The sequence below is a fragment of the Labedella gwakjiensis genome (assembly GCF_003014675.1).
GTDB lineage: Bacteria > Actinomycetota > Actinomycetes > Actinomycetales > Microbacteriaceae > Labedella > Labedella gwakjiensis.
In genome coordinates, this window is sequence record NZ_PYAU01000001.1 from 1,913,208 (window position 1) to 1,935,843 (window position 22,636).

The following is a 22,636-nucleotide window of genomic DNA, read 5'->3' on the forward strand; positions in this document are numbered from 1 at the left end:
CCGCATCACCCGTTCCATCCCGAACCGTCCCACCCCGACAGCGCCACCCGACGAAAGCGACGAGGAGCACTCCGTGACCACTGCACCACAGCGACCGAAACGCCGGTGGAGGGCCGCCCTCGCCGGCGTCGCCGCCCTCACCGTGGCCCTCACCGGCTGCGCGGGCGGCACCCCCGCGAGCACGAGCGGTGAGCGACCCCTCGTCATCGCCCGAGCGATGGACCTCACGACGCTCGACCCGCAGCGCGGATACTGCGACACGTGCCAGATCATCTACACGGCCCTCTACGAGCGGCTCGTGACCGTGGACCCGGCCGACACGTCGACCGTGCTGCCCGGTCTCGCCGAGAGCTGGGAGGCGAACGAGGACAACACCCAGTTCACCTTCGCCCTCGACGCCGACGCGGTCTTCTCCGACGGCTCCCCCGTGGAGTCGACGGACGTGAAGTGGAGCTTCGAGCGACTCGTGAACCTGCAGGGCTCCGCCTCGTTCCTCCTCGCCGGCATGACGGGGATCGAGACGCCCGACGCATCCACGGTCGTCGTGACCTTCGAGAAGCCCAACTCCGCGTTCCTCGCGATCACGGCGGCTCCGTACCTCGGCATCGTGAACAGCGAGGTCGCCGAGGAGAACGGGGCGAGCGCCGCGGAGGACGCCGCGTCGACGGACGACGCCGAGGGCTGGTTCCTCGAGAACTCGGCGGGCAGCGGACCGTACACCCTCGCCGACTACAGCGCGGGCGAGTCGGTCGAGCTCACGGCGAACGACGAGTACTGGGGTGCGGCCCCCGCCTTCACGGACGTAGAGATGAAGGAGGTCACCGACTCGAGCTCGCAGCTCCAGCAGCTGCAGCAGGGCGACGTGGACGTGGCGATGCAGATCTCGCCAGACGCGCTCGCGCAGCTCGAGGGCGACGAGGCCGTGACGACCGAAGTCGTCGACTCCTACAACTACACGTACATCGCCCTCCTCCCGGCCGCTCCCGGAGGTGAACCGCTCGAGGACGTCCGCGTGCGTGAGGCGATCCGGATGGCCGTCGACTACGACGGTCTCGTCGACACCCTCGTGGCCGGCTACGGAAAGCTGCAGGGGTCGCCGATCCCGAACGGCTTCGAGGGGAGCGAGGAGGTCGCGCTCCCGAGCTACGACCTCGATGGCGCCAAGGCGCTCCTCGCCGAGGCCGGGTACGCCGACGGCTTCACCGTGAGCGCGACGTACCCCAAGCTCGTCGCGTACGGTGTCGACCTCGACCTGCAGATGCAGGCCGTGCAGCAGGACCTCGCCGAGATCGGGGTGACGCTCGAGCTCAACCCCGTGGACTTCACGCAGTGGATCGACACGGTGAGCGGCGACGGCACGCCCGTCACGGCGGTCTACTTCGCCCCCGACCACACGGACTCGAGCCAGTACGTGCAGTACTTCGGCAACATCGACCAGGGCGGACTCATCAACCCGTGGACCGGATCGGTGTCGCAGGAGCAGACGGACCTGCTCGCTCAGGCGCTCGCCGAGTCGGGCGACGAGCGGGTGGCGACGTACCAGGCGCTCGCCGAGTCCATGGCGGCCGACGCATTCGTCCTGCCGATGGTCAACCCGCAGCTGATCCTCGCGTACGCGAGCGACATCTCGGGCGTCGCGTACAGCCCCTGCTGCAACCTCGAGATCGGGCAGCTCGGCCTGACCGGCTGACGAACCGACGGGCGGGGCGCACCCCTCAGCGCCCCGCCCGTCGCTCTCCCCTCCCCTCCCGCTTGGAGAACCGTATGACCCGCTTCGTCCTCCGCCGTCTGGCGATCGTGCCGCTCCTGCTGCTCGGGATCGTGACGATCGCGTTCGTCATCTCCCGCCTCATGCCGTCAGACCCGATCGCGGCGATCGTGGGGCAGCGCAGCATGAACAACCCCGAGGTCGTCGAGGCCGCACGGGAGCGCTGGGGACTCGACTCCAACGTCTTCATCCAGTACGTCAGTTACGTGGGGCGCCTGCTCACGGGCGACATGGGCACGTCGTTCCAGACTCGTGCGAGCGTGTCGGCCGATCTCGCCGAGAGGCTGCCGGCCACGCTCGAACTCACGATCCTCGCGCTCATCATCGGAGCGCTCGGCGGCATCGTGCTCGGAGTGATCTCGGCGAGCAGGAAGGACTCGTTCGCCGACAACGCCGCGCGCGTGTTCGCGCTCCTCGGCTCCTCCCTCCCGATCTTCTGGACCGGACTCGTCTTCCTCTTCGTGTTCTACGCGCAGCTCGGGATCGTGCCGGGGCCCGGTCGGCTCTCGGCGCGCGTCGATCCCCCTCCCCACGTCACGGGCTTCTACACGATCGACGCGCTCGTGGCCGGGAACATCCCGCTCTTCGTGGATGCCTGGGCGCACCTCCTCCTCCCGGCGTTCGTGCTCGCGTGGGGGCTCATGGGCACCATCAGCCGGCTGGTCCGCGCAGCGATGCTCGACGAGCTCCACTCCGACTACGTGCGGACGGTGCGGGCGAAGGGCATCGCGGAGTCGTCCGTCATGCGCCGCCACGTGCTGCGCAACAGCCTCACCCCGGTCGTGACCGTCGTCGGCTTCGCCTTCGGAGCGCTCCTCATGGGGGCGGTCCTCGTCGAGCAGATCTTCTCGTGGAACGGGATCGGCTCCTACGCGGTGGAGGCCGCTCGAACGCTCGACTACCCGGCCATCAACGGCGTCACGCTGCTCGGCGGCGTCATCTTCCTGCTCGCGAGCCTCGTCACGGACCTCGTGTACGCCGCGATCGACCCGAGAGTGAGACTCGCATGAGCGCCGCATCAGCCTTCGCCGGGATGGGCACCACCTCGCTCGCCGCCCTGCGCACCGCGCGGTCGTCGGTCTGGATGCGGCCGCAGATGGTCTTCGGTTACGTGATCGTGGCGTTCTGGCTCGTCCTCGTGGTGGCGGTGCAGTGGATCGCGCCGTTCGATCCGCTCGCCTCGGCGGGGCAGCGCCTCGCGGCGCCGAGCGCCGAGCACTGGTTCGGCACCGACGCACTCGGTCGTGACGTGCTGAGCCGCGCGCTGTACGGCGCCCGGTATTCGCTGCCCATCGCGCTCGTGTCGATCGTCGCGTCGGTCGTCGTCGGGAGCGTCCTCGGGGCCGTCGCCGGTTACGTCGGCGGCCTCGTCGACTCGATCATCATGCGGATCGCGGACATCACGATGTCGTTCCCCGCGATCCTGCTCGCTATGGCGGTGGCCGCAGCCCTCGGCCCCGGCCTCAACAATGCCGGCATCGCCATCATCATCGTGTGGTGGCCGATCTACGCGCGGTTGATGCGCGGGCAGGTGCTCTCGATCAAGGAGCGCGAGCACGTGGAGTCCGCCGTCGCGATCGGCGCATCGCGGCGCCGCATCCTGTTCCGCCACATCATCCCGCACGCCTCGACGCCGACCCTCGTGAACGCGACGATGGACCTCGGTCAGATCGTGCTCCTCGTGGCGTCGCTGTCGTTCCTGGGGCTCGGTGCGCTGCCGCCGACTCCGGAGTGGGGCGCGATGATCACGGAGGGCGCGAAGAACTTCTACCAGCCGTGGATCGCCGCGGCCCCTGGACTTGCGATCGTGTCGATCGTGCTCGCGATCAACTTCATCGGCGACGGCCTCCGCGACGCCCTCGACGTGAAGGCCCGCCGCTAGCGGTGGCACCCCGCGCCCTGCGCCCTGTTCAACTGACATCATCTGATCATGACCGTCGACCCGAATACTCCAGAAGGGCGCAGGCGGACGTCCCGCGGACTTCGTGTCGGCGTGGCTGGGGTCCTTGCACTCGGGGCACAGGGGTTGGCGCTCATCAGCGCACTTGATAACGAGGACGTCTGGCGCTGGTGGGTTTGGTTCGTATTTCTTGTGGTTCTCGTCAGCCTCTTCGTATTCGAGTCAGGCGCAGAACGACGACGACGGCGACGGGTTGCCGATGACGGCGCGGGAGGAAGAGCCCGCGAGCTCCACCGCAGATAGTCGGTCGATCACGACGCTGGTCGGGACGTGTCGGCGAGTCATCGAGGGCGCCGGTTGGAGTGAGAGCAACCTCTAATGGATCGACACCCGCACGTTCAACGCTTCCGTCCGATCGCAATCGAGGTGACGACCGCGGCGAGGCCGAGGATCGCGAAGACGGCGACGATCGCCCAGTTCTGGACGACGATCCCCAGGGCGACGAAAGCGATGGCGATGACGACGGGCAGGATGAGCGTGACCCGATGCAGTCTGTAGATCGTCGCTCGAATCTCCTGCTTCTCGTCAGGTTGCTTCTCTGACGTCACGCATACCTCCTCCGTCTGGACCCGCTCGTGGTCTTCAACGGTACCGGCGTCTCTCCGGCGAGAGACGCCGGAGTGGGGCGCGATGATCACCGAGGGTGCGAAGAACTTCTACCAGCCGTGGATCGCCGCGGCCCCCGGCCTCGCGATCGTGTCGATCGTGCTCGCGATCAACTTCATCGGCGACGGCCTGCGCGACGCCCTCGACGTGAAGGCCCGCCGCTAGCCACCTCGCCCCGCAGCCGCCGCCGCCCGCAGCCGCGTACGAGCGCCGATACTATCCACGAGGCCCGTCGTTCCGACCGGGGCGCCCGCGCTACCCGCATCACGGCGAAGGACGGTGCCGGGGTCACGAAGGTCGACATCGGCTACTCCTACACCGCCGCCAGCGCTGGTTCCGCCTCAAGTACGGACCGCACGAGTATCGTCAAGCGGACCAGCTACGCGGAGCAGGGCATCACCGCAGGCGCGGTCACGTCGTACATGTACGACTCGTTGAACCGGGTCACCGCGGCGGTCGAGAAGGTCGGAACGACGACCTCCGCGTCCTGGACCTACGCCTATGACAAGGCCGGGAACCGCACCCAGCAGGCCCGCACGGGATCCACCGGTGCCACCGCGGGGACGATCAACTACACCTACAACGCCGCGAACCGGATCGCCTCGACCTCGGCAGATACGACGACGTGGACGTATGACGCGGCCGGGAACCAGACCCGCAACGGCATCACCGGCCAAACCGCCTCTTACAACAGTCAAGGCGCCGTGACCGGTATCGGGACCACGACGTACAGTGCGATGGGGCAGGGCAACACCCTGCAGCAGACCCGTAGTGCCGACACCACCTCGTACCTGAACACGCCCCTCGGCCTCAGCGCGGAGAAGTTCGGATTCGGCGGCTCACGCGCCTTCACCCGCGACAGCACCGGCGACGCCACCAGCGCCCGCCTCTCCGGCGGATCCCGCTACTACTACGCCAAAGACCTGATCGGCTCCGTCGTCGGACTCTTCGACAAGACGGGCACCTACCTCGGCGGATACTCCTACTCGCCCTACGGCGAAGCACGCTCCACCGGCACCAACCAAGCCGTCAGCACAAACAACAACCTTCGCTACATCGCCGGCTACTACGACTCCGCCAGCGGCCTCTACAAGCTCGGCGCTCGGTTCTATGATCCCGCCCTGGGCAGATTCACTCAATATGACCCGAGCGGGCAGGAGGCTAATCCCTACGGGTACGCGGCGTGCAATCCGGTCAACTCGTCGGACGCGACGGGCCTGGCGGTCGACCCTGTTTCTTGTGGGCTCTCTATCGCGGCCGGACTTCTTGCCACGGGGGTGTTTATCGCAGCGGCAGGAGCTTCTGGGGGTCTTGCATTTGCTGCTGCCGGGGTAGGTTACGGACTAGCGATCGCAGCGCTTCTTGACTCGTGTAGCGGCGTAGGGCTCGTTGAAGCTGTGACAAGCTACCCGTGATGATCTTCCTAGTTGCAGGACCCTTGCTCGCGGTACTTGGCGTAGCCCTGGCCATCTTCGCGACCTCGACCGTATCCACTTTCCTGGGGTGGGCGCTTGCTCTAGTTGGCATTGCAATGGCGGTTATCGGTTATCGCCAGATACGAAAGAAGTGATTCCCCAGAAGGACGGGCTTGACTACTAGCGTCGCGTCTCGGTCGCCCTGATTGCTAGCTTCTTCGGTGTCGTAGGAGCGGCCATCGGTGCGAGGGTCGGGTCAGACCTGAACGGTGAGCCGCAGGAAAGAGCAGCTAGAGCAAAAAGTAGGTTCCTAATTAGAGCCGATAATGGACGTTATGTAAGGCGGCTGGGGCGCAACTGCGTCTCGCCGCCGTCGTCCTCGAGCGGCTGCTCGAGGACGATGAGGAAGTGACGTCGCAGCTCGACGCCGGCGTCACCGAGAGCGTCGGAGATCTTCACGATCCTCTCCCCCTTCGCGCGCGTATCCAGGTACCGTCCGCGCGTGAGATCTCACCGCCGCCGCGGTTGCGTCCTGCGAGAACGGTCGGGGATCAGACCGCGAGGCGGGCGCCCGGGATCGCGCTCAGGAGCTCGCGCGTGTAGTCCTCCTGCGGCGACTCGAAGAGCTCGTCCGGCGTTCCAGTCTCCACGATGCGCCCGCGCGACATGACGTGCACGCAGTCGCTGATCTGGCGGACGACGGCGAGGTCGTGGCTGATGAAGAGGTACGTGAGCCGGTGTTCGCGCTGCAGGCGCGCGAGCAGGTCGAGGATCTGCGCCTGCACGACGACGTCGAGGGCCGAGACCGCCTCGTCGAGCACGAGGACCTCCGGCTGGAGCGCGAGAGCGCGGGCGATCGCGACGCGCTGGCGCTGGCCGCCGGAGAGCTGGTGCGGGTACCGCTCGGCGGTGTCGGCGGGGAGGGCGACCTCCTCGAGGAGTGCGAGAACGCGCTCTCGCCGCTCGGCGGCCGTGCCGATGCCGTGCACGACGAGAGGCTCGGCGATCGTGTCGCCGACGGTGAAGAGCGAGTCGAGCGAGGCGAACGGGTTCTGGAATACGGGCTGCACGCGCCGGCGGAACGCCCGGAGCTCCGACGCGGAGAAGGAGGCGAGGTCGCGGCCGTCGAACGTGATCGTGCCGCGTGTGGGGGAGTCGAGGCCGAGGACGAGCCGGGCCGTCGACGACTTGCCCGATCCGGACTCGCCGACGATCGCGACGGTGCTGCCGCGGGGCACGTCGAACGTCGATCCGGCGACGGCTGCGAAGGTGCGGGGACGCCCGAACGCCGAGTCGCGTACGGTGTACTCCTTCACCACGTCGGTGAGGGAGACGATCGCATCCCCGGTCTCGCCGGCGGCCGCGTAGGGGGTCACCGCGCGGGCGATTCCGCGCTGCGCGGCGAGGGCCGGTGCGGCGTCGAGGAGCTTGCGTGTGTACTCGTGCTGCGGGTCCGCGAGCAACTGGTCGGCCGGCCCGTGCTCCACGATCGTGCCCCGGTGCATGACGAGCACGTCGCTCGCACGTTCGGCGGCGAGGGCCAGGTCGTGCGTGATCATGAAGAGGGCCGTGCCCATGTCGGCGGTGAGCTCGTCGAGTCGATCGAGCACCTTCCGCTGCACCGTCACGTCGAGCGCGCTCGTGGGCTCGTCCGCGATGAGGAGCTTCGGCCGGCATGCGAGCCCGATCGCGATGAGCACGCGCTGGCGCATGCCGCCGCTGAACTCGTGCGGGAACTGGCGGAAGCGGCGCTTCGGCTCGGGGATGCCCACCATGTCGAGCAGTTCGATCGCGCGCGCCGTGGACTCCCGCGATGACGTGCCATGCGCCTCGAGGGCCTCGACGATCTGCGCGCCGACACGGTGGACGGGGTCGAGGTTCGACATCGGGTCCTGGGGGACGAGGCCGATGCCGGCGCCGCGGACGCGCGTGAGCTCGCGGGGGCTCGCGGTGACGAGGTCGCGCCCGTCGAAGAGGATGCTGCCGGACTCGATCGTCGCGTTGGGCGCGAGTAGGCGGTTGATGGCTGCGGCGAGAGTGGACTTCCCGGAACCCGATTCGCCGACCACGGCGAGCGTCCGGCGCGCCGGCAGGTCGAGGCTCGCGCCGGAGACGGCGGTGTGCCGCCCGTGGGACGTGCCGAACGAGACGGTCAGGTCGCGGACCTGGAGGAGCGGGGTCGGGGCGGCGTCCTCGGGGTCGGTCGTCGTGGGCGCGAGCAGCACGTTATCGGACATGGGTCCAAAATAAACTCCGCATGTTTCCGCGGTGTAGGCGCATGTTTCGAGTGCGTTTAATATGCCGTCCCGCCTGACGGCCGCGGTATCGCCTCGTGTTAGACCTGTTTTCGGACGATCGTCCTAAATAACCCGGAGGTCTCATGCGTTCCCCATTGCTTTCGCCCACGCGCCCCGACATCGACATGCCGCTCCTCGGGCTCGGCGTGTTCGACATGGACGACGAGACCACGGCGCGCATCGTCTGCACGGCCATCGAGCTCGGCTACCGCTCGATCGACACGGCCGCCGTCTATGGCAACGAGCGCGGCGTCGGCGAGGGCATCAGGCGGTCCGGCATCGACCGGGACGACCTGTTCGTGACGACGAAGCTCTGGATCGACGCGCACGACGAGGCCGGTGCCGTCCGAGCGGCGGCCGACTCGCTCGACCGCCTCGGTCTCGACCACGTCGACCTGTACCTCGTCCACTGGCCGCATAGCGCGGGCGGCCGGCATCGCGACGCCTGGCGCGGGCTCGAGGCCGCCAGGCGCTCAGGCCTCGCGCGGCATATCGGCGTCTCCAACTTCTCGCCGGCCCAGCTCGCCGACCTCGTGGAGCTCGGAGGCGAGATCCCCGCTGTGAATCAGATCGAGCTGCATCCCTTCCACACCCGGCGCCTCGAACGGGCGGCGCACGAGGCGCTCGGCATCGTGACGGAGTCGTGGTCGCCGCTCGCCCGCGGACGGGTGTTCGGCGATCCGACGCTCGAGCGGATCGCCTCAGCGTACGGAGTCTCCGTGGCGCGCGTCGTGCTGCGCTGGCACGTGCAGTCGGGCCTCGTGACCGTGCCGAAGTCGTCCGATCCGGGTCGCCTCGCGGAGAATCTCGACGTCTTCTCGTTCGCGCTCGGAGACGACGACATGGCGGCGATCGATGCGCTCGATCGGGGCGAGCACGTCGAACCCGACTACTACCGGCTCGCCTGACGAGCCCGGGCGAGGACGCGACGCGCGATCAGAGCGCGAGGAGGTCGGCCGACGCGTCCCAGTCGGGCGTCGACGCGGTCGCGGGCCGGGCGACGGCGAGGTCGCGGGCGAGCGCGTCGGCACGCTGGGTGGAGAGCGTGGCGCGAGCCACGCGCACGTCCTCGGCGGTCACGCGCCAGTCGAAGGTGGCGCCGAGCTGGACGCGATAGTCGTGCGAGACGCGCCCGAGCAGTGCATCGGCCTTCATCGTGGCCACCCAGATGGCGTCGCCCACGTGTCCCATCGTCGCCTCCCCCGTCACGGGGAGAGACGCGGGGATCGACGGATCATGACGGAAGCTCATGTCCGTCATCGTACTGAGGAGCGGCTCGTCCACCAACACCCCTCATGAGGTGACAGCGTCGGTGGCTCTCTCGGCCGGACTGCGGATCAGGCGGAGGCGGGCACGCCCAGGTGGGAGAGGGCGAGGGCCGCGAGAGCCGCGGCCTGGTCGCCGAGCACCGAGTCGTCGAAGAGCACGCGCGGCGAGTGGTTGTACGCGACGGTCGCGGGATCGAGCTCCGCCGGCGTCGCCTGGAGGAAGACGAACGTGCCCGGTACCTCGTGGAGCACGAACGAGAAGTCCTCACTGCCCATGCGCGGCTCCGGCATGGTCTGCACGCGGCCCGGTCCGAAGACGTCGGAGAGCGTCATCATGGCGCCGGCTGTGGTTCCCGGATCGTTCTTCGTGACCGGGTACACGGTGTCGAACTCGACCTCGGCGCGGCAGCCGTGCGCGGCGGCGATGCCCGATGCGATGCGCTCCGTCTCGACGGCCAGCGTCTCGAGCGACTCGTCGGAGAGCGCGCGGACCGTCGCGCCGAGGCTGGCCGAGTCGGGGATCACGTTGATCGCCTCGCCCGCCGACAGCTGCGTCACCGTGAGGACCACCGGGTCGAAGACGCTGAAGCGGCGCGTGACCATCGACTGCAGGGCCGACACGGTCTCGGTGAGCGCCGGCACGGGGTCGTAGGCGCTCGACGGCAGCGAGCCGTGGCCGCCCTCGCCGACGATGCGTATGTGCAGCGTACTCGACGACGCCATCGCGGGCCCCGGTCGCATCGCGAAGACACCCGGAACGCCGGGCGTCACGTGGATCCCGTAGGCGGCGACGGGGCGGGTGCCCGCGGCGTCGAGCACACCCTCGTCGATCATGATCTTCGCGCCGCCGTAGCCCTCCTCGCCGGGCTGGAACATGAAGACGACGGAGCCGTGCAGCTCGTCACGACGAGCGGCGAGGAGTCGCGCCGCGCCCACGAGTCCCGCGGTGTGCAGGTCGTGCCCGCACGCGTGCATCGCGCCGTTCGTGGAAGCGAACTCGAGGCCCGTCCGCTCGACGACGGGCAGCCCGTCCATGTCGCCGCGCAACAGGACGACCGGTCCCTCGTGCGCTCCACGCAGCACGGCGACGACGCTCGTCGTGTCCGTGCCCGTCGTGATCTCGAGGCCGAGGCCCTCGAGCTGTGCGAGCACCGTGGCCTGCGTGGCCGGGAGCTGGAGCCCCACCTCCGGCGCCGCGTGGAGCGTGCGGCGCAGGGCGACGAGATCGGGGAGGAGAGCCTGGGCGTCCGTGGTGATCGACATGGGTCAATGCTTCCACACCCGGCGCTTGCACACCGCGGCGCCCGTGTCCCTCGGGAGCACGGGCGCCGCGGTCGGTCGACGACCTCACTGAAGGGTGAGGATCACCGCCCGTGGGCTCAGGCGCGGGATGTCGACGGTCACGCCCGCGCCCGCCACGTCGAGCGGCTCGCGCTCCTCTCCGAGGAACGTCGCCGCGGCCGCGGACGCGATGCCGCCCGGCACGCTCACCTCCACCGAGACGGGGCCGTCGACGAACGACTGCAGCCGGACGAGGATGCGCCCGCCGCCGAGGGAGTGCGCCGCCACGAGCTTCACACGCGGGTCGCTCACGGAGAGGAGGGACCGCTCGTCGGGAGCCTCCGCGCCCGCGGCCCCGTTCGCCTGGACGACGACGGGCGGGTGCACGAGCGCCGCCGTCGCCGCCACGGCGACCTCCTCCGCCGGCACGTCCGTGGCGGTCCGCACGCCGATCGCGTACGAGAACGTGGTCTCGAACGCCTGACGCACCGGGAAGTTCGTGTCCCACACGTTGTTGTGCACCCAGGAGAGGATGGTGCCCGGCTCGTACGGTGAGGTGCTCGCGGGGAAGGGCGCGTAGGGCAGGGCGATCACGCCGCGCTCCACGAGGGGCACGTCCTTCGTGACCCACGCGACCGAGCCCTCGTCCGATTCCACCGTGACCCACTCGCGCACCGCGCGCATGTGCTGCGGTGCACCCGGCACGTGCTCGATGCCGTCGCCGGTGACGCCGCCGCTCACCTCGAAGCGCACCGTCGGGTCGTCCCCGGCGAACGGGAAGGCGAAGAACGCGCTCTCCTTCGCATCGGTGGGCTCCTTCGCGACGCGGTTCTCGATCACGAGCGCCGGTTCGCCGTGACGGAGACGGAGGGTGACCCGCACCCATTCGGCCCCGGCGGCGGGGTACTCGTAGACGAGCCGCTCCTCGACGGCGTCCGACTCGCGCGCGATGAGCGCGGCGGGACGCGCCCGCCAGCGGTCGCCGAGCAGCTCGAGCTCGTCGGAGGTCGACGTCTTGTTGGACTGGTGGTTGAAGCCGCCGGCGCTCGTGTAGAGGTCGTAGATGTACTCGTTGCCGCCGAATAGCGAGTCCTGGTTGAGCAGCTCCCGTCCCGTCGCGAGCTCGACGATCGACGCGATGCGCGACCCCGGGAGATCGACGCGCACACGGAGGTGCTCGTTCTCGAGGACGAGCGGATCGTCGATCGAGCGGATGTCGTCCGTGGCGTCGACGGGATCACCGTCCGTGAGCCGCAGGTCGACACGGACGAAGCCCACGGGGGGAAGGGAGCGCACGCGCGCCGTGACGAATCGCCCGGCCTCGCGGTGCTCGTGGTTGCTCTGCGCCTCTTCCGCGTAGGGGAGCGTCTCGCCCGTGCGGCCGTCGTGCAGGGTGAAAGCCGTTCCCATCGGCACGGTGCTCTCCCGGACGAAGAACCGCACGGCCGTGTCCCGCTCGATCGCCGTCGTGTTCACGACGTAGTAGCTCGAGTCCGCGTCTGGCGCCCTCCCGAGGTCGGCCCCCAGGAACGCCGAGGCGCGCTCGAGGTACTGACCGGCCTTCTGCTGGGCGACGATCGAGTTGGCCACCTTCCACTGCCACTGCACCTCGCCGGAGTCGAAGCCGTGATCGGAGAACCGCCACGAGTTGCCGGCGCCCCACGTGTGCTCGTTGAACATCGAGATGGTGCGGAAGGTGTCCTCCGACTGTTCCGCCTCGCCGGGCAACTCCGAGCCGGTGAGGAGCGCTCGCACCGCGGAGACGGTCTGCGCATCGGTCACCTTCGCTTGCGCGTCGCGGACGAGCGTCATCGGGTACGCGGCGGAGCCGACGCCCTCCACCCACCAGTCGCCCCAGTCGCCCTCGAACGTCTGGATCTCGTCGCCGAGCCGCTGCTCGGCGTCCTCGAAGAAGTCGGTGTTCGTGGAGATGCGGATCTTCGGCGACTCCCACGTGGCGTTCCACTCGCGGGCGATGTCGGCCGCGCGGCGCCGGGCCGGGGCGTTGTCGCCCACGAAGCCCTGCGTGCGCAGGTGCACGATGTCCCACGGGTAGGGCGTGCGGTCCACGGCCTGCGCGGTCCCGTGCCAGCCGAAGACACCGGGCGGGAAGGGGTACGGGTTCGCGGCGAGCGACTCGAGGTACACGGGCAGGTGATCCTCGACGGCCGAGTAGTCCTGGTGGAACCCGAGGAGCGGTCCCTCCATGTACGCCATGCCGTGGGGGCTGTCGGTGAGCCAGACGAGCACCGAGCGACCCGACGGCGCGGCCCAACGGAAGAGCCGGGGGAGGAGCTGTCCTCCGTTGATCTGCGGCATCGACCGCCCGGCCCAGTTGTGGGCCACGGCGAGGTACTTCACGTCGTTCTCCGCGAGGGCGTCCGGCAGACCGACCACGGTTCCGGGCACATCGGTCTGCATCGCCGACGGGATCGGCAGGTCGTAACGGGTCGCGATGCGACGGGCGGTGCGGAGGAGCTCGTGGAGCTCGTCCGTGGAGCAGGTGTCGGTGTGCAGGTTGTAGGGGAGGGCGGTCAGCTCGGCGCGTCCCTCCCGCACGTAGCCGACGAACTCGTCGACGAGGTGCTGCGGTCTCGTCTCGGCCCAGCTCTCGAAGGTGAAGAGCGACTCGACGACCCAGCGGAAACGCTCGTCCTGCGGTTCGTCGGCCGTGTCGCGCAACAGCTCGAGTGCCGAGTCGAGGAAGGAACGCTGTTCCGCGAGGACGATCGCCTGCGGGTCCGTGTAGCCGATGTCGAAGTGCGAGTGGTGAACCACGTGGATCGTCCAGTCCCGCACGGGCAGCACGTCGAAGGGCAGCTCGACGTCGGCGTCGAGCGAGGGGATGACGAGGCGGAGCGCCGTCGCGGTCTCGACGGCGGCGATGTAGAGGCGGTAGGCGCCGCGCGGCCCGTCCTCCACCTGCACCGCGACCTCCTCGCCGTCCGCCGTGCGGAGCGTGATGCCGCTCACGTCGACGGTGTGCGCGTCGTCGACGGTGCCGACCTCGACGTCGAGGGCGATGCCGCCGTGCTGCACGGCCGAACCGAGGGAGACGGGGCGATGGATGTCCCCGATCTCGAGGCGGATCGCCTGCTGCCGTCCGCCCCGTCCGTCCGAGCGGACGAGCTGCTCGGCGATGACCCGCACGTTCTCACCGCCGACGACGGTCGTGATGGCGGCCGCGGCCGAGAAGAGACCGGCCCGCGCCCCCGTGTCCGTCCACGGTCGCGCGGAGATGAGTGCCTTTACCTTGCTCATTGCTGTCCTCACTCTGGGTGTCTGTTGGTCGTGCGGAATGGTCGATGCCGGTCAGGTGCCGGCGACGAACGCCTTGACGGTGGCGAGGCGTCGGCCGATGCTCGGTCCGTGCGGCCTGATCGTGTACGCGCCGACGGCGGCCGGAACGATGAAGGTCTCGGCGTAGTGCACGACCCAGGGCTCGAACGCGCCCGTGGGGCTCTCGATGATCGCCTCGTCGCCCTCCACGAGGTTGAGCACGTTGACGGTGCCGCGGGTGTGGTGCGGGACGACGTCGGTGAACCAGTGGCGTCGCACGTCGATGAACTCGAGCTCGTGGAGACCGGTGCGCTCCTCGATCCAGCCGGGACCCTCGGCGAGGCGTTCGACGCGGTCGACGAGGTTCCTCTCCGTCCACTCCGTGTCACGGTCCCACTGGATGTTCGCGGCGGCGTGCTCGAGGTGGATGGGGCGCGGGACGCCGTCGAGGCCGACGCGGCCCCAGTCGTGCATCTTGAAGGTGAAGATGTAGGGCGTCGCGGAGATCTCGAGCACCATCGAGTCGGCGCCCGAGCAGTGGACGGTGCCGGCGGGGATGAGGAAGTGGTCGTGCTTCCGGGCGGGGAAGGTGTTGACGTACCGCTCTGCGGGGAAGTCGGCGGTTCCCGCGGCCGCGGTGTGCAGATCGGCGATCATCGCCGAGCGGTCCACGTCGGTCTTGACGCCGAGGTACACGACGGCGTCGTCGGACGCGTCGAGGAGGTAGTAGCTCTCGTCCTGCGTGTAGTGCATGCCGAACGTGTTCTGGATGTAGTCCGTGAGGGGATGCACCTGGAGGGAGAGGTTGCCGCCGCCCATCGTGTCGAGCATGTCGAAGCGGATGGGGAACTCGGCGCCGAACCGTGCGAAGGTGCGCTCGCCGAGGAGCGCGCGCGGGTGACGGAATACGAGGTCGATCGACGGGATCTCCACGATCTCGCCCCCGGCCTCGACGAGGAGGCTGTTCTCCTCCGGCACGCAGTCGAAACACCACGCGAGGTTGTCGTCGCTGTCGATGCCGAGGTTCTCCTTCATCCATTGCCCGCCCCAGACCCCTGGATCGAAGAACGGCACGACGCGGAAGGGGCGCGTCACGGCGAGCTCGAGCGCGGCGTGGAACGCCTCGGCCGGGAGCAGGCGGGCGTCGTCGACGGAGTCGTTGGTGTCGAGGACGAAGTCCAGTCGGTCGAAGAGGCCGCGCTTGTGGCGATCGGCGACCCGCCAGTCCACGAAGAAGCCGCGCTTGACCTTCCGGATCGCGTCCTCGTGGCCGTTGTCCGCCCGCCAGTTGGGGGCGCCGGCGCGTTGGCGCTTCTGGATCTCCCAGCGGGCAAGGTCGGCGAGCACGACGACGTCGTACAGCACGGGGGCGAGGGTCGCGCCCCACCCGACGACGATGCGGAGCCCCGGTGCGGCCTCGACGCGGGCGGCCACCCTGTCGAGTTCGGCGGGGTCGTAGAAGTCGCTCAGCGTGTGGTGGCTCATGACGCCGAAGACGCGGTCGTCGGTGAGGTTGCCGGCGATGAGCGCGTCGATCCGCTCGGCCGGGAGGGCCGCGGCGTCCTCGATGTCGATCACGACGGCGTCGGGCAGGTGCTCGGCGAGGGCGGCGCGCAGACCCGGGAGGTCGGTGCCCGGGTAGGTGTCGATGGCGATCGTGCCCCCGTCCGGCAGGGTCGTCGCGAGTCGCGCCCACACGGCTGATCCGCGATCGACGCGGTGCTCCCCTGGCAGCGGGATCGTCGGTCGCGGGTCGTACGCCGGGGAGCGTCGACGCGCGGAGGGGTGAGAAGCCATGGCCTCCCTTTCGCCTGTTTCGTCGTTGAAGAGACGGGGTCGATGCGCGGCTACCGGTCGGTGACGCGATGCTCGGGCCCGAAGCGTTGGTAACGATATCAGGGGTTCGACACGTCCGCTACACCCGATGTCGAACCGGGTCGGAGGGGTGCGTCAGAAGAGGTCGCGGAGGGTGACCGGAAGCTCGACGAGACGCGCGGACCCGGCCGCCGGCGCGTCGTCGAGGCGTTCGAAGAGCATGTCGGCCGCTCGGCGTCCCAGGTCTCCCGCGTCGTGGTCGACGACGGAGAGTCGCACGGGCGCGATGTCGGCGAAGTCGAACGAGTCGAAGCCGGCGACGCGGATCTCGGCCGAGGTCACGCCCGCCGCGTCCGCCGAGCGGCGGCGGGCCACGATCGCGCGGATAGCGCCGACGGTGTTGCGGTTGTTCGCGCCGAAGACGGCCGTCGGGGGGTGCGGGAGGTCGAGGAGCTCCGCCATCGCGTGCTCGGCGGCGCCCACGTCCTGCTGCCCCAGGCGGACGAGGTCGGGGAGGGGCTCGATCCCGACGTCGTGGTGCGCGAGGGTGAAGCCGTCGAGCCGCCGGCGTCCCGTGAACACCGACGAGCGGTTGCCGAGGAAGGCGATCCGTCGATGGCCCTCGGCGAGCAGGCGGGCGGTCGCCGCCCGTGCTCCCGCGACATCGTCGATGAGGACGGTGTCGACGTCGACCCCCGCGACGGCGCGCGAGGCGAGTACGAGCGGTGCTCCGCCGAGTCGTTCGCCCTGCAGGTGGGCGCCGTCGCCGGTGCTCGACGGGACGACGATCAGGCCCTCGACGCGGCGTCCGATGAAGTCGGCGACGAGCTGGCGCTCGAGGTCCGCGTCCTCGTTCGAGTTGCCCACGAGGATGCGGCGCCCGTTCGCCGACGCGATCTCCTCGACGCCGCGGAGCATCTCGGCGTAGTACGGGTTCGCGATGTTCGTGATGGTCACGCCGACGAGGCCCGAGCGGTGCCCTGGCCGGAGGCTGCGGGCGTTCTCGTTGCGGTGGTAGCCGAGCGTCTCGACCGCGCGCCACACCTTGTCCTGCAGCTCCGCGCGCACGTTCTTGCCACCGGAGAGCACGCGAGACACCGTCATCGGGCTCACGCCGGCCTCGAGGGCGACATCGTGGACCGTCGGATTCGCCGAGCGGCGTGCCGATGCCCGTCCGTCTGCGATGTCCTCCGGTGTCATGACGCCACGGTATACCGAAGCGGCGCGGGCGGCTGCCCGGGCTCTTGTGGGCCTCCGGAACGCGTGTTACTGTGCCGTTGCTTGGTAACGATAACAACCGGCGATCGCCGGTTCCCCACCTTCACCCCAACGCACCACCTGCTCGAACAAGGGAGTTCAGCGTGAGATCGACCAGAAGCGCCGCCGCGGCGGCCGTCCTCCTCCTCGGAGCCGCAGCGCTCTCGGGCTGCTCGGCGGGAGGCTCCTCCGGGGCCGACTCGGGGGAGCTCACCTTCATCACCGACAAGACGTGGGACTTCGACGCCTTCTCGGAGGAGTCGAAGAAGGACATCGACGTCTCGCTCGCCACCACGGCCTACGCCGACCAGGAGGCGTTCCAGGCGTTCGTGAAGCAGTCCTTCCGTACGAACAAGTCGCCGGGACTCTTCACCTGGCACACCGGCGGCCAGCTCGAGGAGCTCGTGGCGGAGGGCCTCGTGTCGCCGACGACCGACATCTGGACGAAGGCCGTCGAGAACGGCGATGTCGCCGAGTCCGTGCGCGACCTCTACACGGTGGACGGCGAGCAGTACTGCACACCCATCAGCGTGGACGACTGGGTCATGTACTACGACAAGCGCACGTTCGAGGAGTACGGCCTCACCGCCCCCACCACGTGGGAGGAGATGATGGCCGTCTCCGACACGCTCGTCGACAACGGGGTCACGCCGTTCTGGAACGCCGGCGGCAACCCGTGGGCGTTCGTCTGGTTCCAGATCCTCGCAGCGGGCACCGACCTCGACCTCTACACCGGTCTCACGACGGGCGAGGTCGACTGGACCGATCCCGAGGTCGTCGACGTGATGAACATCTGGCTCGACATGAAGGAGAAGGGGTACTTCACGGACCCCGGGTCGAAGGTCGCGGCGGAGACGCAGATGAAGGACCAGGAGGTCGCGATGATCCCCTTCGGTACCTGGTACGCGAGCACGTTGACCACGGTCGGCCTCGAGAGCGGCACCGACTGGGGCGTCTTCCCGATCCCGAACGTGAACCCCGACCAGGAGACCACCCCGGTCGCGATCGAGACGGCGCCGGCGTGCACCGCCGAGAACTCGCCGCAGAAGGACCTGGGCCTGGAATACGCCGAGTGGTGGATGTCCTCAGAGGCGCAGACCGCGTGGTCGAACCAGGAGGGCAACCTGCCGTACAACCCCAACGCCGAGGCGTCCACGGAGGAGTTCCAGGCGATCGGCGCCGAGTTCGCCGATCCGAGCTACGAGTTCTACCTGCGCTGGTACGAGGCGGCCCCCGCGCCGATCCTCACGGCCTCGCTCGACCAGTTCACCGGCTTCATGACGAACCCCGGCGACCCGACTCCGTATCTCGAGGGCATCCAGCAGGTCGCCGACGAGTACTGGGCCGGCAACTGACACGCAGGATGTCGCGCCGCTCCTCGACGAACTACCAACGCGCCGCCTGGGGCTTCCTGGCCCCGGGCGTCGTGGCGGTCGTCCTCGTCCTCCATCTCCCCGTCCTCTACACGGTCTTCCTCAGCTTCACCGACTTCAACGGTCTCGGTGATCCGGACTTCGTCGGCATCGACAACTACGTGCGGATGTTCCGCGACCCGGCGGTGCTCACGTCGATCGTGAACACGCTGCTCTGGGTGGTCGGGACCCTCGTGGTGCCGGTGGGCCTCGGCCTCGTCGTGGCGTATCTCGCCTTCGGGCTCCCCGGCGGCGCGTGGCTGCGGGTCCCGTTCCTCGTGCCGTACGCGCTCTCCGGAGTGGCCGTGGGTGTCGTGTTCTCGTTCGTTCTGCAGAACGGGGGAGCGCTGTCGCAGGCGCTCGCCTTCCTGGGCCTGCCCGGATCGGAGTTGCGCTGGTTGCAGGACGCGCCGCTCAACACGTTCGCGATGATCATCGCGTCGGCGTGGCAGGGCGTCGGGGTGAACGCGCTTCTCTTCACGGTGGGGCTCCAGTCCATTCCTAAGGAGCCGCTCGAGGCGGCGAAGGTGGACGGCGCGGTGGGCTGGCGCCTCTTCCGCTACATGATCTGGCCGCTCCTGCGCCCGTCGACCACGATCGTCGTGGGCCTCTCGATCGTGAACAGCCTGAAGACGTTCGACATCGTGCAGTCGATGACCCAGGGCGGGCCGAACCGCGTGTCGGAGACGCTCGGCGTGACGATGTATCGGAACACGTTCCTCAACAGCGAGTACGGGCTCGGCGCCGCCGTGGCCCTCTTCCTCACGGTCATCACGCTCGCGGCGTCGATCATCTACCTGCGGCGCCAGCTCACCATCGGTGAGCCTGCGAAGAAGGCGGTGCGCTCATGAGCGGACGGATCGGACTGGCGCTGCGGTACGTGGTCCTCGGAGGCCTCGGAATCCTCTGGCTGCTGCCCATCTACCTGCTCCTCGCGAACGCAGGGAAGCTCACGAGCGAGTACTCGGGCTCGGAGCTGTGGTCGCCCGGCAACCTGCCGGCGCTCCTCTCCAACGTCGGCGAGGTGTTCTCGACCACGGACGTGCCGTCGGGGCTCGGCGTCACCTTCCTCTATGCGACGATCGCACCGCTGATCGCGGTGATCCTCGGCGCAGGGATCGGCTTCGCCGTGATCGTGCTGAAGCTCAAGCACGGCTTCTTCTGGTTCTTCGTCGTCTTCTGCGGCACCGTGTTCCCGCTGCAGATCATGGTGATCCCGCTCTTCGCGTCCTTCTCGCAGATCGGTCTCTTCGACACGTTCACGGGTATGACGATCGTCTACGCGGCGGTCGCGACGCCGTTCTCCGCGTTCGTGATGCGCAACTTCTTCGCGGGCATCGCGGAGACGGTGTTCGAGGCGGCGGTCGTGGACGGAGCGAACGCGTGGCGTATCTTCTCTCGCATCTACCTGCCGATGTCGAGGAGCGCCCTCGTCGTGGTCTTCATCCTCCAGGCCACATGGGTGTGGAACGACCTGCTCCTCGCGCTCGTGCTCACGCAGAGTGCGTCGACGCGACCGGTCATGCCGCTCCTCGCGGCGCTGCAGTCGACGGAGGGCGGCGGTTCCGCCTACACCGTGGTGCTGACGGCGGCGCTCATCGTCTCGATCCCGACGGCGCTCCTCTTCATGTTCACGCAGCGCGTGTTTCAGCGAGGGCTCTCGCTCGGCCAGTACTGAGGCGGTGCGGGCTGGGCGGCTGCCGCTCGACGGCGTGCGTTGCGGTTGCGCATGATGCGCCAGATGGCGACGCCGGCGCCGATGAGCACGACGGCGTCGTCGCCGAAGCCGAGCGGGCCCGCGAGGATCTCGGGGACGAGATCGATCGGTGACGCCCCGTAGAGCACGGCTCCGAGACCGACGAGCACGGCCTTGAGGGTGGAACGATCCTTCTCCATGCCCGCAAGGATACGCCGATGCGCTCCGCTCGACCCGGGTGCCGGGGTCGTGCGGAGCGCATCGGCGATCGGGAGCGCGGTCACGCGTTCTCGGGGACGACCACGACCTTGCCGCGGAGGGTGCCCGCCGCTGCGCGCTCGTGGATCGACGCGAGCTCCGGCAGAGCGACGCGCTCGGAGACGTCGACGTGGAGCTCACCGCTCTCGACGAGGGCCACGAGCTGCGCCAGTTGCGCCGCATCGCTGCGGACGAAGACGATCACGCTGCGGACGTCGCGCTCGGCGTCGTCCGGTGCGGGCATCCAGGCGGTCGTGCTCACGACGACGCCACCGTCGCGGACGCGCGCGACGAGCGCGGTGAACTCCTCCGGGCCGATCGGTGCGAGATTGAGGAGCACGTCCACCGGCTCGGAGACCTCGTCGATCAGGGTCGCCGAGGTGTGGTCGACCACCTGATCGGCGCCGGCGGCCTCCACTGCAGCGCGGCTCCGGGGGCTCGCCGTGGCGATCACGGTCGCGCCGATCCGCTTCGCGATCTGCACGGCGTACCCGCCGACGGCGCCGCCGGCTCCGACGACGAGGACCCGCTGGCCCGCTTCGAGGCGTGCGTCGTCGACGAGGGCCTGCCACGCCGTGAGTCCGACGGACGGGAGCGCCGCCGCGTCGACGAGCGGGATGGTCGTGGGCGCTGCGGTCAGGGCGTCCGCCGGGGCCACGACGTACTCGGCGGCGGCGCCGGGGGCCGTCATCGGGAGGAAGCCGACGACGGCGTCTCCCACCGTCAGTCCGTCGACCCCGTCGCCGAGGGCGTCGACCGTGCCGGCGACGTCGTAGCCGGGGGTGTGGGGCAGCGTCACCGGGATCGGGAGGCTGCCTGCGCGGATGCCGTTGTCTGCCGGGTTGAAGCCGGACGCGGCGACGCGGATGCGCACCTCGCCGGCGCCGGGGGACGGGACCTCGACGTCCTCGTAGTGGAGCACGTCGGGGGTGCCGGTCTCGTGGAAACGTACTGCCTTCATGGTCGTTCTCTCTTTCGTAGGGATATTTGCTTCGATATCGAAGCAACAACCTGACGGTAACACTGCTTCGATATCGAAGCAAGTAGAATGTGAGCATGGCTGACGACGCGACCCCCCTCGACCCCGCCGAACTGGGCGTCTACTTCTCGCTCATCGAGGTGAGCAGCCTCCTGCGGCACGCCGTCGAGCAGCAGCTCAAAGAGGCCGGGGGGCTCAGCTACGTGCAGTTTCAGCTGCTCGCTCGCCTCGGGGACGCGCCGGGCGGAGGCCAGCGGATGACCGACCTCGCCGACGGTGTGGTCTACAGCCGCAGCGGACTGACGCATCAGGCCGGGCTGCTCGAGAAAGCCGGTCTCGTCACGCGGGCGCCGTCGGTCGACGACGAGCGCAGCGTGACACTCACGATCACCGACGCGGGCCGCGACGTGCTCGCCGCGGTGTTCCCCGGGCACATCGACATCCTGCGGAAGATGTTCCTCGCGCCCCTCGGTGCCGAGGGTGTCGCGGCTCTCGAGGGGCCGCTCACCGCGGTGCGTGACCACATGCGCGCTGCGCCGCCCCGCTCGGCTGCCCCGCGGCGACGCGGCGCCGGGGGCACGTCGGCCTAGCCCGTGGACTCCGGCTCGTCGGCCGGACCCGTGTGGCCCGACGGGCGAGTCGGCATCAGGCCGGCGCGCGGAGCCCTGCGGCGTTGAGTTCCAGGGTGGCCAGCTGCCGCGTGACGACGGGGTCTCCGTGCCGCCAACGCTCGACGACGGCGGGGTCGAGTGCGAGCACCTCGTGGCCCGGTCGCTCCACGAGCGCCCGGAAGGCGAGCAGCTCGACGGCGCCGGGCGATCGCGTGAGACGGGCGACGGCCCCACGGCGGACGGCCCCGCGGACGCGCGGACGGACCCAGGCGAGGATGAGGATCACGAGGACGATCGCGGCGACCGTCCACCCGGCGATCGCTGCGAGGGTGTAGACGCCCGACTGCCAGTTCTCGCCGGCCTGAGCGAGGGTCGTCGCGGCTCCGCTCGCCGCATCGAACGGCACGCTGATGCTCCCGCCGATGAGCGGGGTCGCCGACAGGTTCTCTCCCACGTCGCTCATGGTCGCGGCGAGTCCCTCGCCCGACGACTGCACGTCCTTCCCGATCGCGTCGAACGCGGCGATGGTGTTGCGGACCATCACGGCGACGACGATCCCGAGCGCCAGGACCAGGATGCCGATCACGTCGGCGAGCACCTGCCGGCTGCGTTGCGGCGTCAGTTCCGAGTACAGCTTCATGGTCGGCCTCCCGTTGCTCTCCACGGCCATCGTCGCATCGAGCGGGGCGAGACGCGTCCCGTTGTGCTCGACCCGCCTTCACGGCTCGCGGGCG

General features: G+C 69.3%; 21 protein-coding genes. 10 read left to right on the forward strand and 11 right to left on the reverse strand.

What is annotated here, in order from left to right; translation table 11 throughout:
• Nucleotides 1-73: 73 nt before the first annotated feature.
• From CLV49_RS09060 to CLV49_RS09070, 3 genes are all read left to right on the forward strand, one after another.
• On the forward strand, nt 74-1,690 hold the full coding sequence (locus tag CLV49_RS09060) for an ABC transporter substrate-binding protein (RefSeq protein ID WP_106563254.1): 1,617 nt from the start codon (nt 74-76) through the stop codon (nt 1,688-1,690).
• A 74-nt stretch (nt 1,691-1,764) separates the two neighbouring features.
• The gene (locus CLV49_RS09065) at nt 1,765-2,778 is read left to right on the forward strand and encodes an ABC transporter permease (protein ID WP_106563255.1); all 1,014 of its coding nucleotides are present in this window, start codon (nt 1,765-1,767) and stop codon (nt 2,776-2,778) included.
• Complete coding sequence (locus tag CLV49_RS09070; protein ID WP_208019802.1) at nt 2,775-3,650, forward strand: ABC transporter permease; 876 nt, start codon at nt 2,775-2,777, stop codon at nt 3,648-3,650. Before CLV49_RS09065 ends, CLV49_RS09070 begins: the two co-directional genes overlap by 4 nt.
• A 416-nt stretch (nt 3,651-4,066) precedes the next feature.
• Here CLV49_RS09070 and CLV49_RS09075 read toward each other — a convergent pair whose 3' ends face one another.
• Nucleotides 4,067-4,276: a hypothetical protein gene (locus CLV49_RS09075; protein ID WP_106563256.1), complete on the reverse strand. Its 210-nt coding sequence runs from the start codon at nt 4,274-4,276 to the stop codon at nt 4,067-4,069.
• Between the two features lie 82 nt (nt 4,277-4,358).
• Between CLV49_RS09075 and CLV49_RS18335 the strand changes: the two genes are divergently transcribed.
• Nucleotides 4,359-4,499 (forward strand): hypothetical protein, encoded by a 141-nt coding sequence (locus tag CLV49_RS18335; protein WP_158261939.1) that lies wholly within the window; start codon nt 4,359-4,361, stop codon nt 4,497-4,499.
• Between the two features lie 137 nt (nt 4,500-4,636).
• The gene (locus CLV49_RS09080) at nt 4,637-5,749 is read left to right on the forward strand and encodes an RHS repeat-associated core domain-containing protein (protein ID WP_483401366.1); all 1,113 of its coding nucleotides are present in this window, start codon (nt 4,637-4,639) and stop codon (nt 5,747-5,749) included.
• A gap of 333 nt (nt 5,750-6,082) precedes the next feature.
• Here the strand turns inward: CLV49_RS09080 and CLV49_RS18620 are convergent, their stop codons facing one another.
• Together CLV49_RS18620 and CLV49_RS09085 are read right to left on the reverse strand one after the other, a co-directional pair.
• On the reverse strand, nt 6,083-6,208 hold the full coding sequence (locus tag CLV49_RS18620) for a hypothetical protein (protein ID WP_279432405.1): 126 nt from the start codon (nt 6,206-6,208) through the stop codon (nt 6,083-6,085).
• 92 nt (nt 6,209-6,300) lie between these two features.
• Nucleotides 6,301-7,986: a dipeptide ABC transporter ATP-binding protein gene (locus tag CLV49_RS09085; RefSeq protein ID WP_106563258.1), complete on the reverse strand. Its 1,686-nt coding sequence runs from the start codon at nt 7,984-7,986 to the stop codon at nt 6,301-6,303.
• A gap of 143 nt (nt 7,987-8,129) precedes the next feature.
• Here CLV49_RS09085 and CLV49_RS09090 point away from each other — a divergent pair, with 143 nt between their 5' ends.
• Nucleotides 8,130-8,954, forward strand: coding sequence for an aldo/keto reductase (locus CLV49_RS09090; protein WP_106563259.1), 825 nt, complete (start codon nt 8,130-8,132; stop codon nt 8,952-8,954).
• Between the two features lie 28 nt (nt 8,955-8,982).
• Here the strand turns inward: CLV49_RS09090 and CLV49_RS09095 are convergent, their stop codons facing one another.
• The 5 genes from CLV49_RS09095 to CLV49_RS09115 all read right to left on the reverse strand — a co-directional run bounded on the left by CLV49_RS09095 (nt 8,983) and on the right by CLV49_RS09115 (nt 16,889).
• On the reverse strand, nt 8,983-9,297 hold the full coding sequence (locus tag CLV49_RS09095) for a hypothetical protein (RefSeq protein WP_127054360.1): 315 nt from the start codon (nt 9,295-9,297) through the stop codon (nt 8,983-8,985).
• 86 nt (nt 9,298-9,383) lie between these two features.
• Entirely contained in the window at nt 9,384-10,577 is a 1,194-nt protein-coding gene (locus CLV49_RS09100) for a M20 metallopeptidase family protein (protein ID WP_106563261.1), read from the reverse strand.
• 84 nt (nt 10,578-10,661) lie between these two features.
• Nucleotides 10,662-13,856: a glycoside hydrolase family 38 N-terminal domain-containing protein gene (locus CLV49_RS09105; protein ID WP_106563262.1), complete on the reverse strand. Its 3,195-nt coding sequence runs from the start codon at nt 13,854-13,856 to the stop codon at nt 10,662-10,664.
• A gap of 51 nt (nt 13,857-13,907) precedes the next feature.
• Nucleotides 13,908-15,671, reverse strand: a complete 1,764-nt coding sequence (locus tag CLV49_RS09110) for a class I mannose-6-phosphate isomerase (RefSeq protein ID WP_106563263.1) — start codon at nt 15,669-15,671, stop codon at nt 13,908-13,910.
• A 153-nt stretch (nt 15,672-15,824) separates the two neighbouring features.
• Entirely contained in the window at nt 15,825-16,889 is a 1,065-nt protein-coding gene (locus CLV49_RS09115; protein ID WP_106563264.1) for a LacI family DNA-binding transcriptional regulator, read from the reverse strand.
• Between the two features lie 161 nt (nt 16,890-17,050).
• On the opposite strand from CLV49_RS09115, the gene CLV49_RS09120 reads away from it, so the two are divergent.
• Genes CLV49_RS09120 through CLV49_RS09130 form a run of 3 tightly spaced genes read left to right on the forward strand, consistent with a single transcriptional unit; the run spans nt 17,051 to nt 20,036 of the window.
• Nucleotides 17,051-18,301 carry an ABC transporter substrate-binding protein gene (locus CLV49_RS09120; RefSeq protein ID WP_106563265.1) on the forward strand — a complete coding sequence of 417 codons (1,251 nt, stop codon included), beginning with the start codon at nt 17,051-17,053 and terminating at the stop codon, nt 18,299-18,301.
• A gap of 8 nt (nt 18,302-18,309) precedes the next feature.
• Nucleotides 18,310-19,209 (forward strand): carbohydrate ABC transporter permease, encoded by a 900-nt coding sequence (locus CLV49_RS09125; RefSeq protein WP_106563266.1) that lies wholly within the window; start codon nt 18,310-18,312, stop codon nt 19,207-19,209.
• Complete coding sequence (locus CLV49_RS09130) at nt 19,206-20,036, forward strand: carbohydrate ABC transporter permease (RefSeq protein WP_106563267.1); 831 nt, start codon at nt 19,206-19,208, stop codon at nt 20,034-20,036. Before CLV49_RS09125 ends, CLV49_RS09130 begins: the two co-directional genes overlap by 4 nt.
• On the opposite strand, the gene CLV49_RS09135 is transcribed toward CLV49_RS09130, so the two are convergent.
• Both CLV49_RS09135 and CLV49_RS09140 read right to left on the reverse strand, forming a co-directional pair.
• Nucleotides 20,006-20,254: a DUF1232 domain-containing protein gene (locus tag CLV49_RS09135; protein WP_106564987.1), complete on the reverse strand. Its 249-nt coding sequence runs from the start codon at nt 20,252-20,254 to the stop codon at nt 20,006-20,008. The two genes, CLV49_RS09130 and CLV49_RS09135, sit on opposite strands and share 31 nt — an antisense overlap.
• 80 nt (nt 20,255-20,334) lie before the next feature.
• Nucleotides 20,335-21,273, reverse strand: a complete 939-nt coding sequence (locus CLV49_RS09140) for an NADP-dependent oxidoreductase (RefSeq protein WP_106563268.1) — start codon at nt 21,271-21,273, stop codon at nt 20,335-20,337.
• Nucleotides 21,274-21,368: 95 nt separating this feature from the next.
• On the opposite strand from CLV49_RS09140, the gene CLV49_RS09145 reads away from it, so the two are divergent.
• Nucleotides 21,369-21,881: a MarR family winged helix-turn-helix transcriptional regulator gene (locus CLV49_RS09145; RefSeq protein ID WP_106563269.1), complete on the forward strand. Its 513-nt coding sequence runs from the start codon at nt 21,369-21,371 to the stop codon at nt 21,879-21,881.
• 55 nt (nt 21,882-21,936) lie between these two features.
• Here CLV49_RS09145 and CLV49_RS09150 read toward each other — a convergent pair whose 3' ends face one another.
• The gene (locus CLV49_RS09150) at nt 21,937-22,542 is read right to left on the reverse strand and encodes a hypothetical protein (protein ID WP_127054358.1); all 606 of its coding nucleotides are present in this window, start codon (nt 22,540-22,542) and stop codon (nt 21,937-21,939) included.
• Nucleotides 22,543-22,636 lie beyond the last annotated feature (94 nt).